General features: G+C 68.2%; 10 protein-coding genes. 6 read left to right on the top strand and 4 right to left on the bottom strand.

Annotation, left to right across the window (positions count from 1 at the left end):
• The 4 genes from QZY44_RS27095 to QZY44_RS27080 all read right to left on the bottom strand — a co-directional run.
• Positions 1-209 (bottom strand): hypothetical protein (locus QZY44_RS27095; protein ID WP_295455435.1); only part of this gene is annotated, 209 nt, incomplete at its 3' end.
• A gap of 275 nt (positions 210-484) precedes the next feature.
• Positions 485-1,669, bottom strand: coding sequence for a sulfate transporter CysZ (cysZ, locus tag QZY44_RS27090; protein WP_295455433.1), 1,185 nt, complete (start codon positions 1,667-1,669; stop codon positions 485-487).
• A 158-nt stretch (positions 1,670-1,827) separates the two neighbouring features.
• Positions 1,828-2,034, bottom strand: a complete 207-nt coding sequence (locus QZY44_RS27085) for a hypothetical protein (RefSeq protein WP_295455431.1) — start codon at positions 2,032-2,034, stop codon at positions 1,828-1,830.
• Positions 2,035-2,127: 93 nt separating this feature from the next.
• A complete protein-coding gene (locus QZY44_RS27080) occupies positions 2,128-3,696 on the bottom strand; it encodes an alpha-isopropylmalate synthase regulatory domain-containing protein (protein ID WP_295455428.1) in 1,569 nt (522 codons plus the stop codon).
• Positions 3,697-4,007: 311 nt separating this feature from the next.
• On the opposite strand from QZY44_RS27080, the gene QZY44_RS27075 reads away from it, so the two are divergent.
• The 6 genes from QZY44_RS27075 to QZY44_RS27050 all read left to right on the top strand — a co-directional run bounded on the left by QZY44_RS27075 (position 4,008) and on the right by QZY44_RS27050 (position 10,841).
• A complete protein-coding gene (locus QZY44_RS27075; RefSeq protein ID WP_295455426.1) occupies positions 4,008-4,835 on the top strand; it encodes a DUF3142 domain-containing protein in 828 nt (275 codons plus the stop codon).
• Positions 4,832-6,742: a hypothetical protein gene (locus QZY44_RS27070; RefSeq protein WP_295455424.1), complete on the top strand. Its 1,911-nt coding sequence runs from the start codon at positions 4,832-4,834 to the stop codon at positions 6,740-6,742. Before QZY44_RS27075 ends, QZY44_RS27070 begins: the two co-directional genes overlap by 4 nt.
• 174 nt (positions 6,743-6,916) lie before the next feature.
• The gene (locus tag QZY44_RS27065; protein WP_295455422.1) at positions 6,917-8,119 is read left to right on the top strand and encodes a methionine gamma-lyase; all 1,203 of its coding nucleotides are present in this window, start codon (positions 6,917-6,919) and stop codon (positions 8,117-8,119) included.
• A gap of 8 nt (positions 8,120-8,127) precedes the next feature.
• Positions 8,128-8,853: a two-component system response regulator CreB gene (gene creB, locus QZY44_RS27060; protein WP_295455420.1), complete on the top strand. Its 726-nt coding sequence runs from the start codon at positions 8,128-8,130 to the stop codon at positions 8,851-8,853.
• Complete coding sequence (gene creC / locus QZY44_RS27055) at positions 8,850-10,304, top strand: two-component system sensor histidine kinase CreC (protein ID WP_295455418.1); 1,455 nt, start codon at positions 8,850-8,852, stop codon at positions 10,302-10,304. The genes creB and creC overlap by 4 nt, the downstream gene beginning before the upstream one ends.
• Before the next feature lie 78 nt (positions 10,305-10,382).
• Entirely contained in the window at positions 10,383-10,841 is a 459-nt protein-coding gene (locus tag QZY44_RS27050) for a hypothetical protein (protein ID WP_295455415.1), read from the top strand.
• Positions 10,842-11,002: the final 161 nt, after the last annotated feature.

Raw genomic sequence — 11,002 nt, 5'->3', positions numbered from 1 at the left:
GTGGTACCCGCCGTGGTGCCCGTGGTGCCCGTCGTGGTGGTGCCCGTCGTGGTGCCCGCCGTGGTGCCCGGCGTGGTGGTGCCCGTCGTGGTGCCCGGCGTGGCGGGCGTGGCGGGCGTGGCGGGCGTGCCCGGGTTCCCCACTTGGGCCAGCACCGGCATCGCGCCGAGGGTCCCCACGAATCCCAAAATCACCAAGTGTCGTTTCATGCCTGCCTCGCAGTTGCGTCTTGACCAAATCCTAGTGATCGTGGTTCAGTCCAGCACACGGGTCACAGCATCAAATCGAGCATCGGGGCTTTCCTGCCACCGCGCCATTGATTCAATAGCTTGAATTAGCTTAACAATTAGACCATGATTGATAAGAAAAAATCAAGCCCGGATTTCCTCCAACGTCGACGCAGGAGTGTGACTGGCTTGGCAGCTCAGTCGGCCACTTGCCGGCCCGCACCCGCTGCGACCTGGCGGGCGCCGCCGGCCGCGGCTCACCCGAGCAGGACCTCCTTGGCCTCGTTGAGCTTGGCGGCCAGGTAGTCCGAGCCGCCCCGATCCGGGTGCAGGCGCAACATCAGCCGCCGATGGGCCGCCAGCACCTCCTCCGGACCCGCTTGCGCCGTCAACCCCAGGACCGCCCGCGCCTCCTCGGGCACCATGCGGACCGCCGGCGGGACCGGCGGGTTGGCGGACTGCCGCGGCGGATGGGGAGGCCGCACCCGGTACTGGCGCTCGTGCTCCAGGTAGACCTCCAGCGCCTCGGCGGAGGCCAAGTCAGTCTGATTCCAGTGTTCCAGCAGGGTCTTAAGGTCCTCGGTGGAAACCTCATCCAACGCCCGCCACTGGTCGATCCCCTCCAGCAGTTCACCGCGGATCTGCCCGGAGAGCTGATCGATCACGAGGCGCACACCACGGGTCGCGACCCGCGACTCGTGAGGCCCCTGGTAGTTGCCTGGCCCTTTGAGCTCCCGCACCCACAGGGCGGTCGCGCCGGCCACCGCGCTCGGCATGACGATGAAGTTCACCACCGGCACCAGACTGAGGCCGGCGGTCGCCGCGCCGAAGCCCAGGGTCAGACCCCGCCGCTCCTTGAGGCGCCGACGCATGTCGCGGAATTTCAGTCCGCTGTTGCCCATGGGGTAGTCCAGGTACTGGAACGCCAGTACCCAGGCGGTATAGAGGAACCAGAGCACGGGCCCCGCCACCGGGACGAGCAGCAGGAACAGGAAGGGGATCGCCAGGGCCAGGGCGTAGAGCACCTTCTTGAGCTCGTCCCACAGGGTCGGGAGGAGTTCCCGCAGCAGCTGCGCCGCGCCCCCACCCTGCTCCAGAGAGCGACCGGTGAGCAGCAGCTCAACCTTTTCGGCAAGCAGGCCGTTGAAGGGGGCGGCCAGCAGGTTGGCCACCAGAGAGAAGGCGTAGACCACCAACACCAAGAGCAGCAGGCCGAAGAGCGGCCACAGGACCCAGTCCAGCCACTGGAGCCAACCCGGCACCCAGGCGTGCATGGAGGTCACGAACCCCTTGAACCAGGACACCCCGGCCCAGATCCCGACGGCGAAGACCAGGATGTTGATCAGCAACGGGAGGATGACATAGCGGCGCAGGCCGGGGCGGGTGATGAGCCGGATACCTTGGAGCAGGTAGCCGGCACCGGAGACGGGGTCGACGGACATGGATGAATTCGCGTGGTTGGTACCGGACCGACAGTATACCCCGCGTCCGCCGCGCCGGCCTCGAGCGGCGTGTAGGACCGGCCCCCAGGCCGCGACCGATGTAGCGAGGTACCCGAAACATCCGGTCGCTGCCGGCTTCTGCCGGTCCCAAACGCCCCTCAGACCGGCGGCAGCGTGATCACACCCGCGAGCCCGCAGTACCCGAACTGCTGGTGGATCGCATCGGGGTCGGGGAGCGGGGTGTCGGCGCTATAGCTGGCCCAGCGCCAGGCCATGCAGTGCCCGCCCTTGCACACAATGTGCTGCTGGGCGCCGGAGACCACGGGGCAAAAGAAGCGCTTGGCGTCTTCTTCTTTGACTAGCATGTGCAAGCTCCTGGTAAGGGCCGCGCGGCGCGCCTTGCGGGTCGGTGAACGCCGCGGCGGCACCTTGCAGCGCGGGTGAAAAATGCTTCAAGGTCAGGCTGGCGCAGCCGCTTCCTCGCCCTGGCGCTCAGTCAGCCGCCGATGCATGACGATATTGAGCATCCGCATGCTCGCCGCAATGGCGGCATACACCTGGTTGGCATGCACCCCTCGGGTCTTGATGTCGCCGTGGTCGGTCTCCCAGGTGATCGTACACTCGGTCAGGGCATCGCTGCGCCCACCCTTGGGGATGCGCACCTCGAAGTCCTTGAGCGGCGGCAGGCTAAACCCGGCCCGTTTCACCAAGCGCGCCAGGGCATTGTCGAAGGCCGCAAAGCCGCCGTTGCCGCTCCCCGCCGCACTGAGCACCTCCGCGCCCAGACGCAGCTTGATGCTGGCGATCGACTCCAGGTCCAGGCTGGAGGTGACGGTGCAGGCGATGAGCTCCGCGTGGTGGTAGTCCTTACTGTCGAGCACCTCGGCAATGATGAAGGGCAAGTCATCAATGGTGATGGTCTTCTTGGAATCGCCAAGCTCCACGATCCGCGCCAGCACCCGCCGCTGGTTCTCCTCCGACAGGCTGATATCCAGCCACTCCAGGTTCTTCGCCAACGAGGCCTTGCCGGCCAACTTGCCCAATGCATACTTGCGCCGCCGGGCGAAGCGCTCGGGCGAAAGTCGGGTGTGATAAAGACTGCCCTTGCGGTCCCCGTCGGCGTGGATGCCGGCGGTCTGGGTGAACACATCGGCCCCCACGATGGGGGCGTTGTCGCCGATGCGTTTACCGGAAAAATACTCCACCAGCTCGCTCACCCGGGCCAGATGGGTCTCATCGATCCCGATGGTAAAACCGAGCTGATCGCGCAGATTGACCGCCACCTCTGCCAGTGAGGCATTGCCGGCCCGTTCGCCCAGACAGTTGACCGTGCAGTGTACGGCCGCCGCACCCGCCTGGGCCGCGGCCAGCACATTGGCGGTCGCCAGGCCATAGTCGTTGTGGGGGTGGAAGTCGAACTTGACCCCGGGGAAACGCCCGATCATGTCGCCCATGGCGGCCGCGACCCGCTCCGGGGTCATCACCCCCAGGGTGTCCGGCAGCATGAAATGGCCGATCCCGCAGTCGGCCAGACGCTCCATCAGGCCATAGACATAATCCGGCTGGTCGCGATACCCGTTGGACCAGTCCTCCAGGTAGATATTGACCTTGAGGCCGCGGCTCAAGGCGATGGCAACGGTCTGGCGCACGTCCGCCGCGTGCTCGTCGAGCGTCTTGCCGAGCTGGCCCCGGCAATGCGTCTCGCTGCCCTTAGCCAGCAGGTTGAGCACCCGCCCGCCGGCGCGCGCGATCCACTCCACGCTCTGCCCGGCGTCAACAAACCCAAGCACCTCAACCCGCTCCGCCAACCCCCTTGAGGCCGCCCAGTCGACGATCTGGGCCAGCGCCTCCTGCTCCCCCGGCGAGACGCGCGCGGAGGCGACCTCAATGCGGTCCACCCGCACCAGGTCCAGCAGCACCTTGGCGATATTCACCTTCTCGTCAGGGGAGAAAGAGACCCCCTGGGTCTGCTCGCCGTCGCGCAGCGTCGTGTCCATGATCAGGACGGTACGAGGGGAGGTGGTCATGGAGAGTCTCTGCGTCTATCGAGGGCGGGGGCGGTCGGACTTACGCACGACCGCAGGTGCGTCGCGGGCCGCCCGCAGGCTCGCAATCCCCTGTTTTTGTGTACGAACCCGCTCGCGAGGGAGCGGCGCAATGGACTGCTATCATACCACCCTTGGCCGCGCCGCCACCGCGCTGTCAGCCCGACACAAGGACTGCGTCCGCGATCCTGCGCCGGGGCTATACTCAGCTGGCGCTTGCGCCTGCACGCCGCCTGCCAGCCCCTCGGCGAGCTTGGCGCCTTGGCGCGACAACTGCCCTTTCCAGGAGCAACGTGCAACCGACCACCCCCAACCAGAGCACCCACGCCGCCGCAGGGCGCACCGCGCGCCGGCTCGCGTCGGCCCTACTCACCTGGACGCTGGGCGCCGCCTGCTGCTGGCCGGTCGGCGCCGCCAGCCCCGTGGGCCAATGGGTCTGGTCCCGCCGCGACCTGCCGACCCTGGAGCAGGCGCGGCGGGTGCGCCCCGACGTGGCGGCGGCGGTCAACATCGCCGACCTGAGCTGGGACGGGCAGGTACGCACCCGGCTGCGCCTGCCACCGGGGCTCGCGGGACCACCGGCCATGCTCGTGGTGCGATTGGACAACTCCTTTCACCACGCCGTGCCGGAGCCGGCCGGGGCGCAATTGAACCAAGCCTTGGGACGCCTACTGGCCGCCGTCGACCCCGCCCTGGCGGCGCTGCCCGTGGAGTTGGACTACGATGCCCCGATCACACGGCTACCGGTCTACGCCGCCTGGCTGGATACCTTCCGGGCCGGGGCCTTGCAGGGCCGGGCGGTCTGGATCACCACCCTGCCGAGCCAGCTGCGGGACCCGGGGTTCGGCGCGCGCTTCGCCTCCCGGGTCGACGGGATCGTGCCCCAGGTGTTCGACACCGGTGAGCCCTGGACACCGCAGCGCGCCGCGTCCCTGGCCGCGGATCTGGCGCGGGCGGCCATCCCCTTCGCCCTGGGTCTGGGGGGGTTCGACCGTCCCGGGACCCGACATGCCGCCTGGCTCGCGGCGCTACCCACGCTGGCCGAGCTTCCAACTTACCGCGGGACCTGCGTCTTTCCCGCCGGATTCGACTGGTCCCCTTTGTTGAAGAGCATCCCATGAATAAACCACTGTCGCTGGCGGCCGGCCTACTGCTCGGGTGGGTCGGCAGCGCCTGGCCGTGCGGCGGCCCTGCCATCTTTGCGCCATCCCTACATCCGGCGGTCGCGACCCTGACCACCGACGAATGGGAGAACACCTATGTGGAGCCCTTCCGTTTCCTGGATCCCTTCCGGCTCGCCGGCCAGCACCAGGGGGCGCTGCTGGCCCGGATCGCCTATGAAGGGGTGGAAGCGCCCGCGGACGACCCGGTCGCGGCGGACCTGGAAGCCATGGAGCGGGCACTCGGTGCCGGCGATCGGGGAACGGCTCGAAGCGCGGCGCTGCGGGCCATCGACACCCTGCTGTCGCTGCCGGCACCGCTCGCGGTACCCGGGGCCGAGTCGCTACGCCGCGCGGTCGAATTCGTCGAGGTGGAACCGGCCCTGGGCGATACCCCGGCCGCACTAGCGGCAGCCGCGTTCCAAGAGAGGGCCGCGCACGGCGGCACGGCGCTCTTGGATGACGTATTGGCCATCCGCACGGCACCCTTCGAGGAGGCCGCCGCCACCCTGGCGCGTTTCCCGGACTCGCCGCGTCGCCCCTCGCTGGAACTGGCCGCGCTACGCAACCGCATGAGTGCGGAGATCGGCAACGGCTGGCCGGGCCAGATCCAGGGCACCGCCCAGGAAACCTGGACCGCGCTACTGGCGGCCCATGACGACTGGCTGGCCCGCCACCCGGACCACCCGCTGACGGATCTCAACAGACTGCAACGGCTGCGGGTACTGTATCTGCAAGGGGACGGCCCGGGCGCCTGGCGCCTGCTGTTTGAGCTCTATGGCAGGCGGCCGGCCCGCGCACTCTGGGAGATGCGCCATCTGCTGCGCAACGGCATGGCCCCGCAAGACTTGGACTTGGCCGGCGTGCCGGACCCGGTGCTGGCCACCGCCCTGTTGGGCCTGGTCCCGGCGCCCTCCCCTGCCCAGTGGGACGCACTCTGGCGACGCTCCGCGGACGCCATCCGGGAGGCGACCGCCGCACCCTGGGCCATCAACCTCCAGGAGCGGCTGCTGGTGGCCGCCGCGACGCGCCAGGACCCGAACCTGCCCGCCGAATTCCCGGCCGAGCCGGCCAAACCCAGCGAGCGCTGGGCGCAGTTGCGCACCCTGGCGCTGGGGCGGGCGGGGCGGCACCCAGAGGCCCTGCACCAAGCGGAGCTCTTGGATGCGACGAGTGATCACCGCTCCGCCGCCATCTTGGCCACCGCGCTGGTCGATGTCGGGCAGACCACGCGTGCCGCCATCCTGCCGGCCCTGGACGAGGACACCGCCCGCTTTCTGCTGCATGTGGCGGTCGATGACGCCAACCTGGCGGCCATCGCGCGCGCTGCCGGGCCACGGGCCGCGGTGGCGGCACAGGCACTGGCCGAACGGCGACTGGGTCAGGGTCACTGGGCCGCCGGCGCCCGCGTCCTGGACCGCGCCGACCCGCAGCGGGCCGCCCGCTGGCGGGAGGCGGGACGGCGGGCAGCGAACCGCACTCCGGCCGGACACTTGTCCCTCGCCAGCTGGCTATTGGAACGGCAGGGGGAACTGTTCCCGGCCTATGACACCGACATTTCCCGCGGTCTCAAAGGACTGCTGGGCACGGAACTCCCCCCGAAGCAGCGGCAGCGCCTGGCGGATTGGCTGCTGGGAAGCGGCGAGCGCCAGCGCGCCCTCGACGCCTATGGGGCCGCCCTGCGTGGCCTGGACCCGGGCCCGCAGGCTGCGGCGGCTTTGGCGGAGGCGGACCGCCTCTATAACATCCTGCTCAACTGGGACCATGCCGAGTCCGAGGATTACGCAAAACTCCTCGCCGCGAGCCCGGCCGCCCAACAGATCCGTGCCGCCGGCAAGGCGCTGCACGCCCGGCACGATACACCCTGATATAACCCCGCTGACATCATCATCGCTGCGGCCACAATCCACCCCCGGCCGCGACGGGTTGTCGCAGGGACCGGTGACCAGAATTCTGCATCAACGCCCATCCGCGGTCTTGCGCCCCGCCAGCCACTGCGTTTAGCCTCGTCTTCACTCACCACCGACAGGAGCGCGGGAACCATGACCGATGACCAAGGGCCGGGCTTCGCCACCCGCGCCATCCATGAGGGTTACGACCCCTTGGACCACGAAGGGGCGCTCAATCCACCCGTGTATCTCAACTCCACCTATGCCTTCCCGGACATCGCCGAGGGCCAGCGGCGGTTTCGCGGGGAGTCGCAAGGCTTTGTCTATTCCAGGGTCGGCAACCCGACGGTCGCCGTCCTGGAGGCGCGGCTGGCGAGCCTGGAGGGCGGCGAGGCGGGGCTCGCGACGGCCTCCGGGATGGGTGCCATCACCTCGACCCTGTGGACCCTGCTCGCGGCCGGCGACACCATCGTCGCGGACCAGACCCTTTACGGCTGCACCTTCGCCTATCTCGAGCATGGACTGACGCGCCTGGGAATCACGGTGCGCTTCGTCGACCTGACCCGGTCCGAGGAGTTGAGCGCGGCCCTGGATGACCGCACCCGCGTGGTCTTCTTCGAAACCCCCGCCAATCCCAACATGCGCCTGATCGACATCGCCGCAGTGAGTGCGATCGCCCGCCGCCACGGGGCCCTGACGATCGTCGACAACACCTATTGCACGCCTTATCTGCAACGCCCGCTGGAGTTGGGGGCGGATCTGGTGGTGCATTCAGCGACCAAGTACCTGGGTGGACATGGCGACCTGCTGGCCGGGGCGGTGGTGGGCGCGAGCGAGTTGATCCAGCAGATCCGCTTTTTCGGCATCAAGGAGATGACCGGTGCCTGCATCTGCCCCTTCGATGCCTATCTGGTCCTACGCGGACTCAAGACCCTGGAACTGCGCATGGAGCGCCACTGCAACTCGGCCCAGCGGCTCGCGGAGCTGCTCGCTGCGCACCCAGCGGTCGCGCAGGTCTGGTATCCCGGGCTCGACTCCTTCCCCCAGAATGCGCTGGCGCGCCGCCAGATGCGTCGCCCCGGGGGGATGATCGCCCTGGAACTGCGCGGCGGCTACGCGGCGGGGGTACGCTTCATGGACGCGCTGCGCCTGGTCACCCGGGCGGTGAGCCTGGGCGACTGCGAGACCCTGGCCCAGCATCCGGCCTCCATGACCCACGCCACCTATGCCCCGGAGGAGCGCGCCCGGCACGGGATCAGCGAAGGACTGGTGCGGCTGTCGGTCGGGCTGGAGACCTGTGCCGACCTGGCCGCCGATCTGCGCCAGGCCCTCGACGGGACCCCGGCTGAGCCTTGAGCGCCCCGATGCCGGACCCGACCGCAGCGCGGATACTGATCGTCGAGGACGAGCAGGCGATCGCCGATACGCTGATCTATGCCCTGGGCACCGACGGCTTCGTCACCGAACACTGTTTGCTGGGACGCGACGCGCTCGCCGCACTGCGCCGGGGGAACTTCGTCCTGATGATCCTGGACGTGGGCCTGCCGGACATGAACGGGTTTGACCTCTGCCGGGAACTGCGCCGGGAGAGCAATATCCCGGTCATTTTTCTCACCGCCCGCAATGACGAAATCGACCGCATCGTGGGCCTGGAGATCGGCGCCGACGACTATGTGGTCAAGCCATTCAGCCCACGCGAGGTCGCGGCCCGGGTACGCAGCGTGCTGCGGCGGGCACGCCCGGCCCCTACCCTACCCGATCGGCAACCTGACCCACCAACCGACCTGCCCCCCACCGCCCCGGGGTTCGCGATCGACGAGGACGCGCACTGTATCCGCTACTGCGGCCAGGCACTGGAGCTCACCCGCTATGAGCATTTACTGCTCAAGACCCTGGTGGAGTCCCCACGCCGGGTCTTCTCCCGCGAGCAGTTGATGCAGCGGGTCTGGACGGCCCCGGACCACAGCCTGGAGCGGACCGTCGACACCCATATCAAGACCCTGCGGGCAAAGCTGAAGGCGGTCGACCCGGCCGCCGACCCCATCGTCACCCACCGCGGGATCGGCTACAGCCTGCTGAGGCCGCGGTGAGAATCTCGCTCCAGGTCGCCCTGGGTTACTTCCTGATCGTCGGACTGGCCGCCTGGTTCATCCTCAATGTCTTTGTCGCCGAGATCAAACCCGGGGTGCGCGAGGCGATGGAGGACACCCTGGTGGATACGGCCAACCTCGTCGCAGAGTTGGTCGCCCCCGACCTGGCGGCGGCGGACGAGGCCAGGACCGGCGGCAAACCGCCCGTGAATGACCGCGTCGGCGCGGCCTTGGCGGCCTACACCAGGCGCACGGTGACGGCCGGCATCTGGAACATCGAAAAGCGCAGCCTGGACCATCGGGTCTATATCACCGACGCGGCCGGACGCGTGCTCTATGCCACCGATCCAACCCTGGTCGAGCAGGACTTTTCCCGATGGAACGATGTGTACCGCACCTTGCGCGGTGACTATGGGGCGCGGGCGACGCCGACCCAACCCGGCGTCGACGGGACCTCGGTGATGTATGTCGCCGCGCCCGTGGTCTGGGACGGCCGCACCATCGGCGTGGTGGCGGTCGGCAAGCCGAGCGCCTCGGTGGCCCCCTTCATCGCCCGCAGCGAGGCCAAAATCCGCGATCAGGGGCTGCTCCTGCTGCTGGTGTCCGGCCTCATCGGAGCACTGTTCACCTGGCACCTGACCCGCGCGATCGGCCGGATGAGCCGTTACGCCCGCGACGTGGCCGACGGACGGCGCAGCCCCCCGCCCCGCTCCAGCGCGCGCGAACTCGCCGACCTGGCGCAGGCCCTGACCGCCATGCGCGAGCGCCTGGAGGGCCGCCGCTATGTGGAGCGCTATGTCCACACCCTGACGCACGAACTGAAGGCCCCGCTGGCCGCCATCCGCGGGGCGGCGGAGCTGTTGGCCGAGGAGGACATGCCGGCACCGGAACGACGGCGTTTCCTCGCCAACATCCGCGGCCAGGAGGAGCGCCTGCGTTTGGTCGCGCAGCGGCTGTTGAATCTCGCGCGCGTGGAGCAGCAGGAGACCCTGCAGGAGTCGGCGCCGGTGGACCTGCGGCGCCTGGCGGAGGAATCGGTGGAGGCGCTCGCCGCCGGCGCCCGCACCCGCGCCGTGGAGATCACGATCGACGGACCTGCGCGCCTGATGGTGACCGGCGAGCCCTTCCTCCTGCGCCAGGCCGTGGGCAACCTGCTGGAGAACGCGCTGGCCTTCTCGCCGACGGGCGGTCGCATCGAACTGCACTTGGAAAACCGCCCGGGACGCGCCACGCTGAGGGTACGCGACCAGGGTCCCGGGGTGCCGGACTATGCCCTTGGACGGGTCTTCGAGCGCTTTTTCTCACTGCCGCGGCCCGACGGCACGGGCAAGAGCACCGGGCTGGGACTCAGCCTGGTACGCGAGGTCGCCGCACTCCACGGCGGTGAGGTCCGCCTCACCAACCACCCGGCGGGCGGGGCGATCGCCGTACTGGAACTGCCGCGGGGCTAACCCAACATGGGAACTTATCGCGAATCCCCGGATTGCTACAGAAGCCATCCTGACTGGTAACACATCGCAGCGTTAACAATGAAGACTCCGACTCAACTCTGTACTGAGGCATGGTTACTTGTAGGACTGACCGGCAGTGTCCCAGGTAAGCTGAAACTCGCCGCGGGGCGCTTATCGTTTATTGCAATGGGTAGCGGCACCTTATGGACAAAGGAACTGCGTAAGTTGGAGCAGGCCGTGGCCAGGCCAGGAATTGCCGAGCAGCTGGATCGCGGTGAGAATGCGTTAGTATTTGATCTTCCGCTATCGGACCTAACCGTCAATTTTCCTTGGTATTACTTTTCAGGCGGGATGAAAATCACGGCCGGCAAGAATAAGTACCGATTCAGCTTTGGTCAGCCGGCCAACACCACGCTGCCGGTGAATAGTGCCAATATCGCCAACGTGGCGCTCAGAGTTGGGGACCAATTGATGGAAATCGGCACCATGCGCGGAAGAGGCGCCGCATGGAAAGCCGCGCTATTGGGGACCAGCTGACGCAGATGCGCGGATTGGGACTGGATCATCACTGCGACCACCCGCGCTCCCGGCGCAAAGCGCCGGATACATGCGTGCCCCCTCTCGAGCGGTATCACGAGCGCAAGGTCGAGGCTTACCGTGAAAGTCGCGCCGGGAGCGCGCTCCACTTCTCCCTCCCC

Origin of the sequence: uncultured Thiodictyon sp. (assembly GCA_903837595.1) — a bacterium.
Lineage (GTDB): Bacteria > Pseudomonadota > Gammaproteobacteria > Chromatiales > Chromatiaceae > Thiodictyon.
The sequence above is the reverse complement of the archived record's forward strand: the minus strand, read 5'-3'. Positions and strand labels throughout refer to the sequence as shown.

Excerpts from the sequence above, each read along its gene's own strand:
- cysZ (WP_295455433.1), bottom strand. The coding sequence starts at position 1,669 with ATGTCCGTCGACCCCGTCTCCGGTGCCGGCTACCTGCTCCAAGGTATC.
- QZY44_RS27085 (WP_295455431.1), bottom strand. The coding sequence starts at position 2,034 with ATGCTAGTCAAAGAAGAAGACGCCAAGCGCTTCTTTTGCCCCGTGGTC.
- QZY44_RS27080 (WP_295455428.1), bottom strand. The coding sequence starts at position 3,696 with ATGACCACCTCCCCTCGTACCGTCCTGATCATGGACACGACGCTGCGC.
- QZY44_RS27070 (WP_295455424.1), top strand. The coding sequence starts at position 4,832 with ATGAATAAACCACTGTCGCTGGCGGCCGGCCTACTGCTCGGGTGGGTC.
- QZY44_RS27065 (WP_295455422.1), top strand. The coding sequence starts at position 6,917 with ATGACCGATGACCAAGGGCCGGGCTTCGCCACCCGCGCCATCCATGAG.
- creB (WP_295455420.1), top strand. The coding sequence starts at position 8,128 with ATGCCGGACCCGACCGCAGCGCGGATACTGATCGTCGAGGACGAGCAG.
- QZY44_RS27050 (WP_295455415.1), top strand. The coding sequence starts at position 10,383 with ATGAAGACTCCGACTCAACTCTGTACTGAGGCATGGTTACTTGTAGGA.